Source organism: Cupriavidus sp. P-10, assembly GCF_003402535.2.
In the GTDB taxonomy this organism is placed as follows: domain Bacteria; phylum Pseudomonadota; class Gammaproteobacteria; order Burkholderiales; family Burkholderiaceae; genus Cupriavidus.
Map to the genome: position 1 here is coordinate 2,974,990 of NZ_AP025170.1, position 17,245 is coordinate 2,992,234.

The window sequence follows — 17,245 nt, forward strand, 5'->3', positions numbered from 1 at the left end:
GCGTAGCCGGGGCTTCTGTCGCAGCTTCCGTCGCTTGGCATCGGAAGGCGGGCGCGAGTCCAGTAGAATCGCAATTTTAACGGATAGAGGCCCCCGGCTTCCAGTTTCCGGCCAACTATGCCGAAAACCCGCCACGCCGCCTCTTGCCCAGATTATTTGATGAACGCCCCGCTGCTGAACCACGAGACCAAACGCATCCTGCTCTGGATCGCCGTGGCCGCCGCGCTGTTCGCCGCGATCATCGCGCTGGCGCCCGTGCTGACGCCATTCCTGTTCGCGTTCATCTTTGCCTATATCCTGAACCCAGGTGTGGACTGGCTGCAACGGCGCCGGGTGCCGCGCGCGATCGGCGTGACGCTGATGATCCTGCTGCTGACGGTGATCTGCGTGATGCTGGTGCTGCTGCTGATCGCGGTGCTCCAGCGCGAGATCCCGCAAGTGCGCGAGCAGTTGCCGATCCTGCTCAAGAAGCTCAATGCCGTGGTGTCGCCGCGCCTGGCGGAGTTCGGCGTGCGCATCCGCTTTGACTTCCCGGGGCTGCGCAACATGCTCTCGGACCGCTTCTCGGCCAGCCCGGAAGACCTGCTGGTGGTGTTGCTGAACTACGTCAAGATGTCGGGTTCGGCGCTGATCGAGGTGGCCGGCATCATCTTTATCGTGCCCATCGTCATGTTCTACCTGATGATGGACTGGCACATGGTGATGCGCCGCATCGAGGGCGTGGTGCCGCGCCGCTGGGTGCCCAAGGTGCGCGAGCTGACCAACGAGACCGATGCCCTGCTGTCGCAATACCTGCGCGGCCAGATCCTGGTGATGGTGATCCTGGCGGCCATCTATTCAATCGGGCTGACCATTGCCGGCTTCGATATCGGCGTGCCGGTCGGGGTGTTCACCGGGCTGGCGGTCTTTATCCCGTATATCGGCTTCGGCGTCGGGCTGGTCATGGCGATCCTGGCGGCGATGCTGCAGTTCGGCAACTGGTACGGCCTGGGCGCGGTGGCGGTGGTGTACGGCTTCGGCCAGTTCATCGAGAGCTTCTACCTGACGCCGCGGCTGGTGGGCGAGCGCATCGGGCTGCACCCGCTGGTGGTGATCTTCGCGCTGCTCGCCTTCGGCCAGTTGTTCGGCTTCTTCGGCGTGCTGCTGGCGCTGCCGACCTGCGCCGTGCTGCTGGTCGGCGCGCGCCAGCTGCGCCGGGTTTACCTGGCCAGCGACCTGTACCGAAAATAACGGTTGCCAATACGGCACCATTGCCCCGACGCCACCCCGCAAGTTAGCCATACGTCATGTCTTCGCGTCCAAACAAGCAACTGTCGCTCGAACTGGGCAGCCCGCCGCCTTCGACCTTCGAGAATTTCGTGGTGGCGTCCAACCGCGAGCCGGTGCAGCGCCTGCACGAACTACCCGCCGCGGTCGCGCAGGAGCGCGCCACCGACCGGCTGGTCTACCTGTGGGGCGAGGTCGGCTGCGGCCGCACCCACCTGCTGCACGCGGTCTGCGAGGCCGCGCCGCAGCATGGCATCCGCTCGCGCTACCTGAGCCCGCACCACCCGTTGTCCGACTTCCTGTTCGACCCCTGGTGCCAGCTCTACACCGTCGACGACGTCGAACTGCTGGACGAAGCGCGCCAGATCGCGGTGTTCTCCCTGTATAACGAGGTGCGCGCCCACGTGCGCACCGCGCTGGTGGTCGCCGGCGGCCTGGCTCCGCGCGCCATGCCGGTACGCGAAGACCTGCGCACCCGCCTGGGCTGGGGCCTGGTGTACCAGGTCGCGCCGCTGTCCGATGACGACAAGAAAGCCGCAGTGCTGCAAGCGGCACGCGAGCGCGGCCTGCAGCTGTCGCCCGAGATCACGCACTGGCTGGTCACGCGCCACTATCGCGACATGCCCAGCCTGATGGCGCTGCTCGACGCACTCGATACTTACTCGCTGGAACGCAAGCGGCCGGTCACGCTGCCGCTGCTGCGCGAGATGTTCGCTGAATTCCGGGATTAGGCGCCGGCAACTTGCCGACCTGTTCCCGGTCCCCCCTCCTGCCTTAAGGTAAAATCGCGCCCCATGAATCTGGCACTCTTTGACCTCGACCACACCCTGATCCCGACCGACAGCGACCACGAATGGGGCCGCTTCCTGGTCCGCCTGGGCATCGTCGACGAGGAAATTTACCGGCAGAAGAACGACGAGTTCTACAACCACTACAAGGCGGGCACGCTGGATATCCAGGCGTTCCTGCGCTTCGCGCTGGGGCCGCTGGCGGCCAACCCGCGCGACAAGCTCGACGCCATGCGCGCGCGCTTCATGCATGAAGTGATCGACCCGGTCATCACGCCGCAGGCGCGCGCGCTGGTCTACAAGCACATCGAGGCCGGCGACCTGTGCGCGGTGGTGACCGCCACCAACAGCTTCGTCACGGCGCCGATCGCCGCCGCCTTCGGCATCAAGCACCTGATCGCGACCGAGCCCGCCACCATCGACGGCAAGCCGGAAAGCCAGTTCACCGGCGAGGTCTTCGGCGTGCCCAGCTTCCGCGAAGGCAAGATCACCCGCGTCGAAGCCTGGCTCAAGGCCCAGGGCGCGACCTGGGACAACTTCGAGACCACCACCTTCTACAGCGACTCGGCCAACGACCTGCCCCTGCTGGAAAAGGTCTCCGAACCGATCGCCACCAACCCGGACGATCGCCTGCGCCACCACGCCGCCGCAGCCGGCTGGCGCATCATGGATCTGTTCTGACGTGATCAAGAAGCTCATCACCCGGCTCCTGGGCAAACCCGGCCCCAAGCAGCGCCGCACCGGCCGCGCCCATACGCCGCGCATCGTCAACGTGGACGAACACCAGATCGACCCCACGCTGCTGTCGCGCAATGCCGTCAAGGTCACTTCCACGCTGCAGCAGGCCGGCTACCAGGCCTTTATCGTCGGTGGCGCCGTGCGCGACCTGCTGCTGGGCATCAAGCCCAAGGATTTCGACGTCGCGACCAACGCCACGCCCGAGCAGGTGCAGTCGCTGTTCCGCCGCTCGCGCATCATCGGCCGCCGCTTCCAGATCGTGCACGTGACCTTCTACGGCGGGCGCGAGCAAGAAATCATCGAGGTCTCGACCTTCCGCGCGCTGGTCGACGCCATCGCCAGCGAAACCCTGCCCGAAGGCCGCCGCCTGAAGCGCGCCGAGCTCGACAGCAAGACCCATGCGATCGACGCCTCGGGCCGCGTGCTGCGCGACAACGTGTGGGGCTCGCAGGCCGAAGACGCGGAACGCCGCGACTTCACCATCAACGCGATGTACTACGACCCGGCCGCGCAGACCGTGCATGACTACCATCACGGCATGGAAGACATCCGCGCGCGCACGCTGCGCATGATCGGCGACCCGGCCACGCGCTACCGCGAAGACCCGGTGCGGATGCTGCGCGTGGTGCGCTTCGCCGCCAAGACCAGCTTCGATATCGACGAGGCCACGCGCCACCCGGTCGCCGGCCTGGCCGAGCTGATCCACAACGTGCCGAGCGCGCGCCTGTTCGACGAGATGCTCAAGCTGCTGATGTCCGGCCACGCCTGGGCCTCGCTGCAGGAGTTGCGCAAGGCGGGCCTGCACAAGGGCCTGCTGCCGCTGCTGGACGTGGCGCTGGAGCAGCCCATGGGCCAGCGCTTCGTGCAGCTGGCGCTGGACAACACGGACCGCCGCGTGCAGGCCGGCAAGCCGGTTTCGCCCGGCTTCCTGTTCGCCGCGCTGCTGTGGCACCACGTGCTGCAGCGCTGGAACCAGCTGCGCGAGGAAGGCGAGCACGCCATCGCCGCGCTCAACAGCGCCATGGATTCGGTGCTGGAAAAGCAGACCGGCCAGCTCGCGATCCAGCGCCGCTTCGTCACCGACATGCGCGATATCTGGGGCATGCAGCCGCGCTTCGAGAAGCGTGTCGGCCGCATGCCGTTCCGCCTGCTGGAGTCGCCGCGCTTCCGCGCCGGCTACGATTTCCTGCATCTGCGCTGCCAGTCCGGCGAGCTGCCGGAAGAGCTGGCAGCCTGGTGGCAGGATTTCCAGAACGCCGAGCCGCATGAGCGCGAAGACCTGATCGACGCCGTGCGCGGTGCGCGGGGCCAGGGTGGCGGCCAGGGGGGCGGCCAGGGCAGTGGCCAGGGTGCGGAAGGCGAAGGCCCGGCGCGCAAGAAGCGCCGCCGACGCAGTCCGCGGAAATCGGATAAAGTTTCTTCCCGGAGCGACTCGGACGCGGGCCAGGCAGCACATGCCGGCCCCGGCCAGCCGGAGGAAACGTAAATGACTCTCGCCTTCATCGGCATCGGCGCAAATCTTGGCGATGCCCGCCAGGCCATCAAGGACGCCATCGTGTGCCTGGCCCAGCAGGTCGGCATCACGGTGCTGGCGCGTTCCTCGCTCTATCGCACCGCGCCTGTCGATGCCGGCGGCGACGACTACTACAACGCGGTGGTCAAGGTGCAGACCTCGTTCACCGCGCCGCAGCTGCTGCGCATCTGCCACCACATCGAGGACCAGTTCGGCCGCGAGCGCCCGTTCCGCAACGCGCCGCGCACGCTCGACCTGGACCTGCTTGTGTTCGGCAACGAACAATACGACGACGAGCACCTGACCGTGCCGCACCCGCGCGTCACCGAGCGCGCCTTCACGCTGGTGCCGCTGGTGGAACTGGACGCCGAGCTGTCGATCCCCGGGCGCGGCCGTGCCGCCGACTTCCTCGCCGACGTGGCGTCCCAGCGCATCGAGAAAGTCTCCACCTGCAAGTGCCTGCGCCTGCAGGCCGAGGGCGGGGCCGGCCGTACCGGCTGAGGCCACCCAGGCCATCCGCGCGAAGCGCCATGCTCGACCACCTGCGCCGCATCGTCGTCGAAGGCCCCGTCGGATCGGGAAAGACCTCGCTGGCCCAGCGCCTGGCGCGCACGCTGCAGGCGCAAGAGTTGCCTGACTGCGCGCGCCGCAGCCCCTTCCTGGAACCGTTCTACCGCGATCCCGCGCGCCACGCGCTGGCGATGCAGCTGTGGTGCCTGACCCAGCGCGCCGTGCAACTGCAGCAATGGCAGGCCGCGCTGCTGGCCGGCCAGCGCATGGTGAGCAATTTCCTGATGGCCAAGGACCGCCTGCACGCCTCGCTGACGCTCGCGCCGGACGAACTGGCGCTGTACGACGCCATTGCCGCGCGCTTCAGCCTGCCGCCACAGCGGGTCGACCTGGTCATCGTGCTGCAGGCCACGCCATCGCTGCTGCGCGAGCGCATCGTGCGCCGCGGCGAGCCGGGCGAGGCCGGTATCGACGAACACTACCTGCAGCGGCTGGCCGACGCCTACGGCGAACTGTTCCACCGCTACGACGAGGCCCCGGTGCTGGTCGTCGATACCGCCCACTTCAATCCGGTGGACAACGAGGACGATTTCCGTACACTACTGTCGCGCATTGAAAGCATGCGCGGCCGCAAGGCCTTTCTCAATCTCGCTGCGCCCTGACAGGCCCCGCCTGCCAGCCACAACACAATAACGACGGCAGCCGTTGCCCTGCGTGGTATCGCGGGTGGTCTAGCGGCACAACCCGCCGTCACCTTCGGGCACTGCCATGAGTTACCTCCTCGACCCCTCCCGCAAGACCATCACGATCCCCAAATTGCAGGCGATGCGCGACGCCGGCGAGAAAATCGCCATGCTGACCGCCTACGACTCCAGCTTCGCGGCGCTGCTCGATTACTGCGGCGTCGAGATGATCCTGGTCGGCGATTCGCTGGGCAATGTGATGCAGGGCCAGCAGACCACGCTGCCGGTCACGCTGGAACAGATGGCCTACCACACCGAATGCGTGGCGCGCGGCAACCAGACCGCCATGCTGGTGACCGACCTGCCGTTCGGCACCTACCCGACGCCGGAGACCGCATTCGCCAGCGCCGTCACGCTGATGAAGGCCGGCGCGCAGATGGTCAAGCTCGAAGGCGGCGACTGGCTCGCGCCCATCGTCAAGTTCCTGGTCGAGCGCAGCATCCCGGTGTGCGCGCATATCGGCCTGACGCCGCAGTCGGTGCATGCACTGGGCGGCTTCAAGGTGCAGGGCAAGACCGACGCGGGCGCCGCGCAGCTCAAGCGCGACGCGCTGGCGCTGCAGGAAGCGGGCGCGCAGGTGGTGCTGATGGAAGCGGTGCCGGCCAAGCTCGCCGGCGAGATCACGCAGCTGCTGAAGGTGCCGACCATCGGCATCGGCGCCGGCGTCGACTGCACCGGCCAGGTGCTGGTGCTGCAGGACATGATCAACGTCTACCCCGGCCGCAAGGCCAAGTTCGTGCGCAACTTCATGGAAGGCCAGACCTCGATCGAAGGCGCCGTGCGTGCCTACGTGGCCGCGGTCAAGGACGGCAGTTTCCCCGCTCCCGAGCACACCTTCTCCGCCTGACCCGGTGGAGATCGCTGCCGCCACCGCCGCCGCATTCCGCCTGCTCGGCAGCGGCGACGCGGGGCTGTGGTTCATCGTCTGGACCTCGCTGGCCATCGCGGTGCTGGGGCTGGCGATCGCCACCGTGCCCGCCATCGCCGCCGCCTGGCTGATCGCCACGCGGCAGTTCCCCGGGCGGCGCGCGGTGGTGGTGGTGGCGCAGGCCTTCCTCTCGTTCCCGACCGTGCTGGTCGGGCTGATCCTTTACCTCTTGCTGACGCGCCAGGGCCCGCTGGGCGGCCTGCACCTGCTGTTCACGCCGTCGGGCATGGTGCTGGGGCAGGCGGTGATCGGCTTCCCGGTGGTGCTGGCGTTTGCGCTGTCGACGCTGCAGGGCGCCGATGTGCGCCTGCGCGAGACCGCGTGGGTGCTGGGCGCCGGGCGCTGGCGCACCTTTTTCACGGTGCTGCGCGAGCTGCGCTTCGGGCTGATGGCTGCGGTGGTGGCGGGCTTCGGCCGCGTGATTGCCGAGGTCGGCTCGGCGCTGATGATCGGCGGCAATATCGAAGGCTCGACCCGCACCATCACCACCGCGATCGCGCTGGAAACCAGCAAGGGCGAATTCGCGCAGGGCATTGCGCTGGGCATCGTGCTGGTGGCGCTGGCGCTGCTGGTCAATATCGGCATGGCGTGGCTGCAGGGTGCGGGAGGGTTCCGGCGATGACAGCCTTATCCCAACCACCGGCATCCGCCTTGCTGACCGTGCGCGGGCTGGCCCGCACCATCGGCCTGCGCCGCCTGTTTGCCATCGACATGCTGGTGATCCCGCGCGCCGCCGCGATCGTGCTGACTGGCATGAATGGCGCCGGCAAGACCACGATGCTGCGCATGCTGGCCGGGCTGGAGCGCGCGCCGGGCGCCACCGTGCAATGGACCGATGCCAACGGCCAGCCCCACAGCGCGCCACTCGATCCGCTGCCGCCAGCGGTGCGCCAGCGCATTGCCTATCTGCACCAGCATCCCTACCTGTTCCGCACCTCGGTCAGGGCGAACATCGCCTACGGCCTGCATGCGCGCCGCCTGCCGCACGACGAGATCGCACGGCGCGTTGGCGAGGCGCTGGGCTGGGCCGGTGTGTCGCACCTGCAGGACACCGCGCCCGAGCACCTGTCGGGCGGCGAGATCCAGCGCGTGGCGCTGGCACGCGCCAAGGTGCTGGAGCCTGAACTGCTGTTGCTCGACGAGCCGACCTCAAGCCTGGACGGCCATGCGCGCGAGCAGGTGATTGCGCTGGTCGGCGATTTGGCCGCGGAAGGCCGCACCGTGATCATGATCTGCCACGACCGCGAGCTGATCAACCTGCCGGGCGTGGTGCGCTGGAAGCTGGGCGACGGCGTGCTGGACACGCATCACCCGTAGTCGTCAGGCAAGCGTTGCCGGCATCGCGCCGCGCAGTGCATTGGCTACCACGACCGCGTCGGCACGCGCCAGCATGGCTCGCGTGATGACGCCCTCCTCCACCGCTTCGCCGGGCGCGCCCAGCGCTGCCCCGCCCTGTTCCAGCACCACCGCGCGCATCACGCCGGGCAGGATGTCGGCCGACAGCGGCGGCGTCAGCCAGCGGCCATCGACGCGGACGAAGACCGAGCTGCGCCCGCCTTCCAGCAGCTCGTCGCGGGTATTGAAGAACAGGCGGTCGAAGCCGCCGGCCCGCTCGGCGGCCTGCCAGCCGGCGTCGAAGACCGCGCGGGCGCTGGTCTTGTGGCGGCGCAGCGGATCGGCATCGGGCAGCGGCTGCGGCGCCAGGTCGACCGTGACCGGCCCGGGCAGCGGCACTACTGCCCCGCTGGCGAAGGCAAGCGTGCCGGCCTTGTCCAGCGCCACCCGCAGGCGCCAGGTGCCGGCGCCAAGCTGCGCGGCCCGCGCGGCCACCTCCGCCTGCGCGGCCCCGGCGTCGAAGGCAAACCCGAACGCACGGGCCGAGGCCCCAAGGCGCGCCAGGTGGCGGTCCGCGTGCAGGCATTCGCCGTCCTGCACGCGCATGGTCTCGAACAGGGTAAAGCCGGGATCGAGCCGCGTCAGGAAGCGCGCCTTCCAGCCGCATTCCGCGAATTCCCCGGCGGCCACGCTGTCGTGGACGATGCCGCCGCCGACGCCCATTTCGCCGGGACGCAACCCGCTGGCCGCTGGCGGCGCCAGCACCAGCGTGCGGATCGCCACGGACAGTGCAAACGGCCCCATGGCGGCACCGGCTTGCGGGGCATCGATCCAGCCGATCGCGCCGGTGTACAGGCCGCGCGGCGTGCCTTCCAGCTCGGCGATGATTTCCATGGTGCGGCGCTTGGGTGCGCCGGTGATCGAGCCGCACGGGAACAGCGCCGCCATCAATGCACCGAAAGCGGTCCCGGCACGCGCCGTGGCAGTGACCGTGGAGGTCATCTGCAGCACCGCGCCGAACGGCTGCACGGCAAAGCGCTCGGGCACCGCCACGCTGCCCGGCTGCGCGATGCGGCCCAGGTCGTTGCGCAGCAGGTCGACGATCATCACGTTCTCGGCGCGGTTCTTGGCATCGGCGGCCAGAGCCGCCGCAGCCTGCGCGTCGCGCTGCGCATCCCCCGAGCGCGGCGCGGTACCCTTCATCGGACGCGTCAGCAGGTGCCCGCCGCCGTCGTGGCGCACGAACAGCTCAGGCGACAGCGACAGCACCCAGCCATCGCCCGGCAGCCGCGCCAGCGTGCCATAGGGCACCGGCTGGGCGGCGCGCAGCGCCGCGTACAGCGCTACCGGGTCGCCAAAGGCCTCAAAACGCAGGCGCTGGGTGTAGTTGACCTGGTAGGTGTCGCCGGCTTCGATCCACCGGTGGATGCGGGCGATGGCGTCGTCGAAGGCTTCGCGCGGGGTGTCGGAGGCGACGCCCATCAGGCCGGCCGGCGCTGGCGTGGCGTTGGCCTGGAGCCAGTCAGCCACGCCAGCGCCGTCGAGGCGGCGCAGTTGGCGGAACCAGAGCAGTCGCAGCGCGCCGTCGTGGTACGGCATCGTACCGCCGGTGTGAACCGGGGCGTCGACCAGCGCGCCGCCGAACTCATAGGGGGCGAACAGCGTGGCGTGCCAGCCCTGGCGCCAGCCGTCGGCAAGCATCGCGTCGAGCCGGGCGGTATCGCTGCCGGCGGACAGCACGTCTTCGCGGAGGAAGCCGGTGTAGAGGCGCGATGCTGACTGCGCCGCCGGGGCGGTGGCGTCATCGAGAAGGACGAAGACCTCTCCTTCCGCTGAGGGCGTGCTCCCCTCTCCCGCGTGCGGGTGAGGGGCCGGGGGAGAGGGCGGGGGCTGGATGCTTGCTACCACGGGAAATCGTCAGGGAAAACGGACTGCCGGCATGGCCGGCATATAGCACTAGGATGCATTATCGCGCGCGGCGGGATGGTGGGCGATGGAGGAGCCCGCCCTTTCCCCGCGGCCCCCTGAGGGACAGCATGCCAAAAACAAAACCGGCCACGCTCGCACGTGGCCGGTCTCATGCCGCCAGGCCAGATCAGCTGAAGAAGCTCTTCACCTTATCCAGCCAGGATTGCTCCTGCGGGCTATGCCGCGAACCGCCCTCGTGCACGGAGCGGTCGAACTGGCGCAGCAGTTCCCTCTGCGCGTCGGTCAGCTTGACCGGCGTCTCCACGTTCACATGCACGTAGAGATCGCCCGGATAGCCCGAACGCACGCCCTTGATGCCCTTGCCGCGCAGGCGGAAGGTCTTGCCCGATTGCGTCGCCTCGGGCACCGGGAAGGTAGCCTTGCCGCTCAGCGTCGGCACTTCCAGGTCGCCGCCCAGCGCCGCGGTGGCGAAGGAGATCGGCATCTGGCAGTGCAGGTCGTCGCCGTCACGCTCGAACATCGGGTGCGGCTTGATGTGGACTTCCACGTACAGGTCGCCCGGCGGCCCGCCATTGATGCCCGGCTCGCCGTTGCCCGACGAGCGGATGCGCATGCCTTCGTCGATGCCCGCCGGGATCTTCACTTCCAGCGTCTTCTGCGACTTCAGCTTGCCCTGGCCGTGGCACTTGGTGCACGGCTTGGGAATGAACTTGCCGCTGCCGTGGCACTTCGGGCAGGTCTGCTGCATGGTGAAGAAGCCCTGCGACACGCGCACCTGGCCGGCGCCGTGGCAGGTCGGGCAGGTCTCGACGCTGGAGCCTGGCTCCGCGCCCTTGCCGTGGCAGTGGTCGCAGTCGTCCCAGTGCGGCACGCGGATCTGCGCCTCGTGGCCGTGCGCGGCCTGCTCCAGGCTGATCTCCATGCTGTAGCGCAGGTCGGCGCCACGATAGGCCTGCGGGCCGCCGCCGCTGCGGCGACCGCCCTGCTGCTGGCCGAAGATGTCGCCAAAGATGTCGCCGAAGGCCTCGGCGAAACCGCCGTAGCCCTGCGCGCCGCCGAAGCCGCCGGCCATGTTGGGGTCGACGCCGGCGTGGCCATACTGGTCATACGCCGCCTTCTTCTCCGGGTCGGAAAGCATCTCGTAGGCCTCTTTGACCTCCTTGAATTTTTCCTCGGCGACCTTGCCGTCCTTGCCCTCCGGATTGCGGTCCGGGTGGTACTTCATCGCGAGCTTGCGATAAGCCTTCTTGATCTCGTCGTCGCTCGCGTTCTTGCCTACCCCGAGCACTTCGTAATAGTCACGTTTTGCCATGGTGGCTCAAACCCTTTTGGCCGGCACGCGCATGCGGCGCGACACCGGCGAATAGCAAAAAAGCCGAGCGAGGCATCCGACGGCGGTTTCCCGCTGGGTCCGATGGCCGCGCCCGGCGTCGGGGCGGGAGCGGTGCCGGCCAGTGCCTGCACCGCCGCCCGCGTGTCCCGATTACTTCTTGTCGTTGACTTCCTTGAATTCGGCGTCCACAACGTTGTCGTCCTGCGGCTGGGCCTGCTGCTGCGCGCCGGCTCCTGCCGCGCCCGCTGCGCCCTGCTCGCCGGCCTTGGCCTGCATGTCGGCGTAGACTTTTTCACCCAGCTTCTGGCTGACTTCGGACAGGGCGTTGACCTTGGCATCGATCTCGGCCTTGTCGCCGCCGCGGGCGGCGTCTTCCAGTTCCTTGATCGCGGCTTCGATCTTTTCCTTCTCGCCGGCTTCCAGCTTGTCACCGTATTCGGTGACTGCCTTCTTGGTCGAGTGGATCAGCGCGTCGGCCTGGTTGCGGGCATCAGCCAGCTCGCGGGCCTTCTTGTCTTCCTCGGCGTTAGCCTCGGCGTCCTTGACCATGCGCTGGATCTCGTCTTCCGACAGGCCCGAGTTCGCCTTGATGGTGATCCGGTTTTCCTTGCCGGTCGCCTTGTCCTTGGCGCCCACGTGCAGGATGCCGTTGGCGTCGATGTCGAACGAGACTTCGATCTGCGGCGTGCCGCGCGCTGCGGGCGGAATGCCTTCCAGGTTGAACTCGCCCAGCAGCTTGTTGCCCGAGGCCATTTCACGCTCGCCCTGGAACACCTTGATGGTCACCGCCGGCTGGTTGTCGTCGGCGGTCGAGAACACCTGCGCATGCTTGGTCGGGATGGTGGTGTTCTTGGTGATCATCTTGGTCATCACGCCACCCAGGGTCTCGATCCCCAGCGACAGCGGCGTCACGTCCAGCAGCAGCACGTCCTTGCGGTCGCCCGACAGCACCGAACCCTGGATCGCGGCACCGACGGCCACGGCTTCGTCCGGGTTCACGTCCTTGCGCGCTTCCTTGCCGAAGAACTCCTTGACCTGTTCCTGCACCTTGGGCATGCGGGTCATGCCGCCGACCAGGATCACGTCGTCGATATCGCTGACCTTGACGCCCGCGTCCTTGATCGCGGTGCGGCACGGCTCGATGGTGCGGGTGATCAGCTCTTCGACCAGCGATTCCAGCTTGGCGCGGGTGATCTTCAGGTTCAAGTGCTTCGGACCCGAGGCATCGGCCGTGATGTACGGCAGGTTGATCTCGGTCTGCTGCGAGCTCGACAGTTCGATCTTGGCCTTTTCAGCGGCTTCCTTCAGGCGCTGCAGCGCGAGCACGTCCTTGGACAGGTCGACGCCCTGGTCCTTCTTGAACTCGCCGATGATGTAGTCGATGATGCGCTGGTCGAAGTCTTCGCCGCCCAGGAAGGTATCGCCGTTGGTCGACAGCACTTCGAACTGCTTCTCGCCGTCAACGTCCGCGATCTCGATGATCGAGATGTCGAAGGTGCCGCCGCCGAGGTCATACACGGCGATCTTGCGGTCACCCTTCTCGTTCTTGTCCAGGCCGAAAGCCAGCGCGGCCGCGGTCGGCTCGTTGATGATGCGCTTGACGTCCAGGCCGGCGATGCGGCCGGCGTCCTTGGTTGCCTGGCGCTGCGAGTCATTGAAGTACGCCGGCACGGTGATCACGGCTTCGGTCACCGGCTCGCCGAGGTAGTCCTCGGCCGTCTTCTTCATCTTGCGCAGCACTTCGGCCGACACCTGCGGCGGGGCCAGCTTCTCGTCCCGCGCCGACACCCATGCGTCGCCGTTGTCGGCCTTGACGATGGAATACGGCATCAGGCCGATGTCCTTCTGGACTTCCTTCTCTTCGAACTTGCGGCCGATCAGGCGCTTGACCGCGTACAGCGTGTTACGCGGGTTGGTAACGGCCTGCCGCTTGGCCGGCGCGCCGACCAGGATTTCGCCGTCTTCCATGTAGGCGATGATCGACGGGGTGGTGCGGGCGCCTTCCGAGTTTTCGATGACCTTGGGGGTGTTGCCCTCCATGATCGCGACGCAGCTATTGGTGGTACCGAGGTCGATACCGATGATCTTACCCATTATTCTCTCCTCTTGAGCCTTCGCTATCCGCGCGGCTGCAATTCAACCTGAGGCCGAAATGTGGCCGTCCGGGGTCTTTTCAAGGGCAGAAGCGGCAAATCCGAGTAATTTTCTCGGATTCTGCGTTTCCTCAAGGGCATTTGCGGCCGGGGCTTGAGCCAAAGCCCTCGGCCGACGACAAAAAATGCAGCCTGATCAACTTCCGGCGAATCAGCTTCCCTGCCGGTCGCGCTGCCACAGCACGTCAGAGCCGCCGCCAGCCCGGTTCAGCACCCGCGCCAGCACGAACATCAGGTCCGACAGCCGGTTCAGGTACTGGCGCGGCGCCTCGTTCAGCGGCTCGGCCGCGCCCAGCGCCACCAGCGCGCGCTCGGCGCGCCGGCACACGGTGCGGCACACGTGGGCCTGCGCCGCGGCGCGGCTGCCGCCGGGCAGGATGAATTCGGCCAGCCGCGGCAGGTTGGCGTTGTAGTCGGCCAGCCAGGTGTCGAGCTGCGCCACCTGCCCGGGCTTGAGCAGGGTGTAGCCGGGGATGGAAAGCTCGCCGCCCAGGTCGAACAGGTCGTGCTGGATATGCAGCAGCGCGGCGCGCACGTCGTCGGGAAGCGTCTCGGTCAGCAGCACGCCGACATGGCAGTTCAGCTCGTCGACGTCGCCGATGGCGGCGATGCGCAGGCTGTCCTTGCCGGTGCGGGTGCCGTCGCCCAGGCCGGTGGTGCCGGCGTCGCCGGTGCGGGTGGCAATCTTGGACAGGCGGTTGCCCATGCCGGTCTCCTCTTGGCTGGTATGCGTGTGGGGGGAAATGGCGCATTATCGCGCCGGAGCGCATGGATCCGCCATGCGTGCGAGGGTCCGCCGCCCCCCTACTTCGGTGCGGGTCCCGCTTGTGCGACTTCCCTGGGCGCCTTGCCTGTGCGGCTATCGGCCAGCCCGGCGCCGGCCAAGGGTGCATGAGCCGCCGCGCGGCGTAGAATGCCGTTATTCGCTCATTCGACAACCGGGTCGCGCCCCGCCTGCCTTTCCGGACCACAGGGCCGGAACGCCAACGCCGGCAACACCGCCGGCAACCTCGCCGCGCCGACCCGCCGGAGACCCGCATGAACCACCCCACGCCGCCCGCCGCGCTCGACCGCCGTCCCCTGCCGCCCGCCTTCAGCGAAGCGCTCGCGGCGCGCTTCGGCGAGCGCTTCACCACGTCGGCCGGCGTGCGCGAGCACCATGGGCGCGATGAATCGCCATTTCCGCCGGCCGCGCCGGACGCGGTCGTGTTCGCCCACAGCACCGACGAAGTCGCCGAGGTGGCGCGCCTGTGCAACCATCACGGCGTACCGCTGATCCCCTACGGCGCCGGCTCGTCCCTGGAAGGCCACCTGCTGGCCGTGGCCGGCGGCGTCAGCCTCGACCTGTCGCAGATGAACCGCGTGCTGGCGGTGCAGCCCGAGGACCTGACCGTGACCGTGCAGCCCGGCGTCACGCGCAAGCAGCTGAACCAGGAAATCAAGGACACCGGCCTGTTCTTCCCGATCGACCCGGGCGCGGATGCATCGCTGGGCGGCATGTGCGCGACGCGCGCCTCCGGGACCAACGCGGTGCGCTACGGCACCATGCGCGAGAACGTGCTGGCGCTGACCGTGGTGACCGCCGACGGCCGCGTGATCCGCACCGGCACGCACGCGCGCAAGTCATCGGCCGGCTACGACCTGACCCGCCTCTTCATCGGCAGCGAAGGCACGCTCGGCATCATCACCGAGGTCACGGTGCGGCTCTACCCGCAGCCGGAAGCGATCTCGGCCGCGGTGTGCGCCTTCCCGAGCATGGGCAGCGCGGTGCAGGCCGTGATCCAGACCATCCAGCTGGGCGTGCCGGTGGCGCGCGTAGAGTTTGTGGATGCGCTGGCGATCCGCGCCATCAACCGCCACGACAACCTGAGGCTGCCGGAGACGCCGCACCTGTTCTTTGAATTCCACGGCACCGAGGCCGGCGTGCGCGAGCAGGCCGAGTCCGTGCAGCAGATCACCGCCGAGCACGGCGGCGAGGGCTTCGAGTGGGCCACGCGCCCCGAAGACCGCAGCCGGCTGTGGAACGCGCGCCATACCGCCTACTTTGCGATGCTGCAGCTCAAGCCCGGCTGCAAGTCGGTCACCACCGACGTGTGCGTGCCGATCTCGCGCCTGGCCGAGTGCGTGACCGAGACCGAGAAGGACCTGAACGCCTCCACCCTGCCCTGCCCGATCGTCGGCCACGTCGGCGACGGCAATTTCCACGTGGCGATCCTGGTCGACCCGGACAAGCCCGAGGAAATGGCCGAGGCCGAGGCCATCAACCAGCGCATCGTCGAACGCGCCCTGGCGATGGGCGGCACCTGCACCGGCGAGCACGGCGTGGGGCTGCACAAGCAGCGCTTCCTGGTGAAGGAGCACGGCGAGGATGCGCTCGACCTGATGCGCGTGATCAAGGATGCGCTCGATCCCAACCATGTCCTCAACCCGGGCAAGATCTTCAGTGCCACGCGCGGCGGCGTGCACTGAACCGGCCTGGCATGGCATCCATGTTCAACCGCGTCCCGCCGCTGCACCTGCTGATCGCCTTCGAGGCTGCTGCGCGCCTGGGCAGCTTCGCGCGCGCGGCCGAGGAGCTGTCGGTCACGCCCAGCGCCGTATCGCACCGCATCAAGAACCTTGAGGAGCTGTGGGGCGAAGACCTGTTCGTGCGCGCCAATGCCGCGCTGCGGCTGACCGCGGCCGGCACGCGCTACCTGCGCAACGTGCAGGACGCGCTCAAGTCGCTGAACGAGCTGGCGCGGCCCGAGTACAACAAGCTGCGCACGCGGCTGCGCGTGGCGATCCCGCCGACCTTCGGGCGCCAGCACCTGGTGCCGCGGCTGCCCGAGTTCGGTGCGCTGTACCCGCATATCGACCTGGAACTGCACCTGGCGATCCCATTCCTTGACGTCAAGGCCGAGGACACCGATGTCGAGATCCGCTACGGCACCGGCCGCTATCCCGACCTGAAGACCACGAAGCTGCTGGTCGAGCCGGTGTTCCCGGCATGCGGGCGCGAATACTACGAGCGCGTCAACGGCCGCGCCATCACCAAACCCGAGCACCTGCACGGCCTGGTGCTGCTGCGCAGCCCGCTGGAGCCGTGGAAGCCGTGGTTCGAGACCGCCGGGCTGGACTGGCCCGAGCCGCAGACCGGGCCCCAGTTCAACGACATCGGCCTGATGCTGGAAGCGATCGCGTCCAACCAGGGCGTGGCGCTGGTGCGCCAGCGCATGGCGCGGCACTGGCTGTCGCTGGGGCAGATGGTGCGGCTGCTCGATATCGAGTCGGTATCGCCGCATGGCTATTACATCGTCGAGCGCGAGCAGGCGCCGCTGAAGCCCGAGGCGCGCTATTTCGTCGACTGGCTGCTGAGCCTGGACTGGTAGGAGACCGCCCGAATGCAGAACCTGGAGATCCGGCTGCTGACCCCCGCCGATGCCGAGGCCTTCCACGCGTTGCGCCTGCAAGGCCTGGCCGAGACGCCGGAAGCCTTTGCCGCCAGCCTGGAAGAAGAACAGGACCTGCCGCCCGACGCCGTGGCGCAGCGCCTTGCGCCGAGCAAAGACAAGGTGGTGTTCGGCGCCTTCGACGGCACCGCGCTCGCCGGCGTGGTTGGCGTGATGCGTGAGCCGCGGCGCAAGCACTGGCACAAGGCGTCGATCTCCGGCATGTACGTGGCGCCGGGCTGGCGCGACCGCAAGCTCGGCCGCGCGCTGATGGAGCGCGCGCTGGAGCAGGCCGCCGCCATGGAGGGCGTGCGCCAGGTGCTCCTGTGCGTCAATGCCGGCAGCGCGGGCGCGGTGCGGCTGTACGAATCGCTCGGCTTCGAGCGCTTCGGGCTGGAGCCGGACGCGTTGTATGTCGCGCCGCACTTCTACGACAAGCTCGACATGGTGCTACGGCTGCCGGCCTCGCCGCGCTGAGGCGGGGCGCCGCCTTTCCTGCACTCGCCGGCCGGTGCTACGCTGAAAGCGGGGCCGGTGCCTGCCTGGCCATGATGAGCATTTTTGATCGGCTTGCCATG

Annotated in this window: 16 protein-coding genes; 12 read left to right on the top strand and 4 right to left on the bottom strand. The window is 68.2% G+C overall.

Annotated elements, in window-relative coordinates; translation table 11 throughout:
• The first annotated feature begins 159 nt into the window (after window positions 1-159).
• The 9 genes from CTP10_RS13685 (at window position 160) to CTP10_RS13725 (ending at window position 7,803) form a co-directional block, all read left to right on the top strand.
• Window positions 160-1,230, top strand: coding sequence for an AI-2E family transporter (locus CTP10_RS13685; RefSeq protein WP_116318062.1), 1,071 nt, complete (start codon window positions 160-162; stop codon window positions 1,228-1,230).
• A gap of 56 nt (window positions 1,231-1,286) precedes the next feature.
• Window positions 1,287-1,997: a DnaA regulatory inactivator Hda gene (gene hda / locus CTP10_RS13690; protein WP_116318063.1), complete on the top strand. Its 711-nt coding sequence runs from the start codon at window positions 1,287-1,289 to the stop codon at window positions 1,995-1,997.
• A gap of 63 nt (window positions 1,998-2,060) precedes the next feature.
• Window positions 2,061-2,735: an HAD family hydrolase gene (locus CTP10_RS13695; RefSeq protein WP_116318064.1), complete on the top strand. Its 675-nt coding sequence runs from the start codon at window positions 2,061-2,063 to the stop codon at window positions 2,733-2,735.
• A 1-nt stretch (window position 2,736) separates the two neighbouring features.
• Complete coding sequence (gene pcnB, locus CTP10_RS13700; protein WP_116318065.1) at window positions 2,737-4,278, top strand: polynucleotide adenylyltransferase PcnB; 1,542 nt, start codon at window positions 2,737-2,739, stop codon at window positions 4,276-4,278.
• A complete protein-coding gene (gene folK, locus CTP10_RS13705; RefSeq protein ID WP_116318066.1) occupies window positions 4,279-4,806 on the top strand; it encodes a 2-amino-4-hydroxy-6-hydroxymethyldihydropteridine diphosphokinase in 528 nt (175 codons plus the stop codon).
• A 29-nt stretch (window positions 4,807-4,835) separates the two neighbouring features.
• Window positions 4,836-5,477 carry a deoxynucleoside kinase gene (locus CTP10_RS13710; protein WP_116318067.1) on the top strand — a complete coding sequence of 214 codons (642 nt, stop codon included), beginning with the start codon at window positions 4,836-4,838 and terminating at the stop codon, window positions 5,475-5,477.
• A gap of 106 nt (window positions 5,478-5,583) precedes the next feature.
• On the top strand, window positions 5,584-6,405 hold the full coding sequence (panB, locus tag CTP10_RS13715; protein ID WP_116318068.1) for a 3-methyl-2-oxobutanoate hydroxymethyltransferase: 822 nt from the start codon (window positions 5,584-5,586) through the stop codon (window positions 6,403-6,405).
• A gap of 4 nt (window positions 6,406-6,409) precedes the next feature.
• Window positions 6,410-7,108: an ABC transporter permease gene (locus tag CTP10_RS13720; RefSeq protein ID WP_116318069.1), complete on the top strand. Its 699-nt coding sequence runs from the start codon at window positions 6,410-6,412 to the stop codon at window positions 7,106-7,108.
• The gene (locus CTP10_RS13725; protein ID WP_116318070.1) at window positions 7,105-7,803 is read left to right on the top strand and encodes an ATP-binding cassette domain-containing protein; all 699 of its coding nucleotides are present in this window, start codon (window positions 7,105-7,107) and stop codon (window positions 7,801-7,803) included. The genes CTP10_RS13720 and CTP10_RS13725 overlap by 4 nt, the downstream gene beginning before the upstream one ends.
• Before the next feature lie 3 nt (window positions 7,804-7,806).
• Here the strand turns inward: CTP10_RS13725 and CTP10_RS13730 are convergent, their stop codons facing one another.
• From CTP10_RS13730 to CTP10_RS13745, 4 genes are all read right to left on the bottom strand, one after another.
• A complete protein-coding gene (locus tag CTP10_RS13730; protein ID WP_116318071.1) occupies window positions 7,807-9,729 on the bottom strand; it encodes a chorismate-binding protein in 1,923 nt (640 codons plus the stop codon).
• A gap of 187 nt (window positions 9,730-9,916) precedes the next feature.
• The gene (gene dnaJ / locus CTP10_RS13735; protein WP_116318072.1) at window positions 9,917-11,062 is read right to left on the bottom strand and encodes a molecular chaperone DnaJ; all 1,146 of its coding nucleotides are present in this window, start codon (window positions 11,060-11,062) and stop codon (window positions 9,917-9,919) included.
• A 171-nt stretch (window positions 11,063-11,233) separates the two neighbouring features.
• A complete protein-coding gene (gene dnaK, locus CTP10_RS13740) occupies window positions 11,234-13,177 on the bottom strand; it encodes a molecular chaperone DnaK (RefSeq protein WP_116318073.1) in 1,944 nt (647 codons plus the stop codon).
• 210 nt (window positions 13,178-13,387) lie between these two features.
• Window positions 13,388-13,942 carry a cob(I)yrinic acid a,c-diamide adenosyltransferase gene (locus tag CTP10_RS13745; protein ID WP_116318074.1) on the bottom strand — a complete coding sequence of 185 codons (555 nt, stop codon included), beginning with the start codon at window positions 13,940-13,942 and terminating at the stop codon, window positions 13,388-13,390.
• Between the two features lie 332 nt (window positions 13,943-14,274).
• Between CTP10_RS13745 and CTP10_RS13750 the strand changes: the two genes are divergently transcribed.
• The 3 genes from CTP10_RS13750 to CTP10_RS13760 are packed head-to-tail and all read left to right on the top strand — an operon-like array spanning window position 14,275 to window position 17,144.
• A complete protein-coding gene (locus CTP10_RS13750; RefSeq protein ID WP_116318075.1) occupies window positions 14,275-15,705 on the top strand; it encodes an FAD-binding oxidoreductase in 1,431 nt (476 codons plus the stop codon).
• 11 nt (window positions 15,706-15,716) lie between these two features.
• Entirely contained in the window at window positions 15,717-16,607 is an 891-nt protein-coding gene (locus CTP10_RS13755; protein ID WP_022536516.1) for a LysR substrate-binding domain-containing protein, read from the top strand.
• A 21-nt stretch (window positions 16,608-16,628) separates the two neighbouring features.
• Complete coding sequence (locus CTP10_RS13760) at window positions 16,629-17,144, top strand: GNAT family N-acetyltransferase (RefSeq protein WP_116318271.1); 516 nt, start codon at window positions 16,629-16,631, stop codon at window positions 17,142-17,144.
• The last annotated feature ends 101 nt before the right edge of the window (window positions 17,145-17,245 follow it).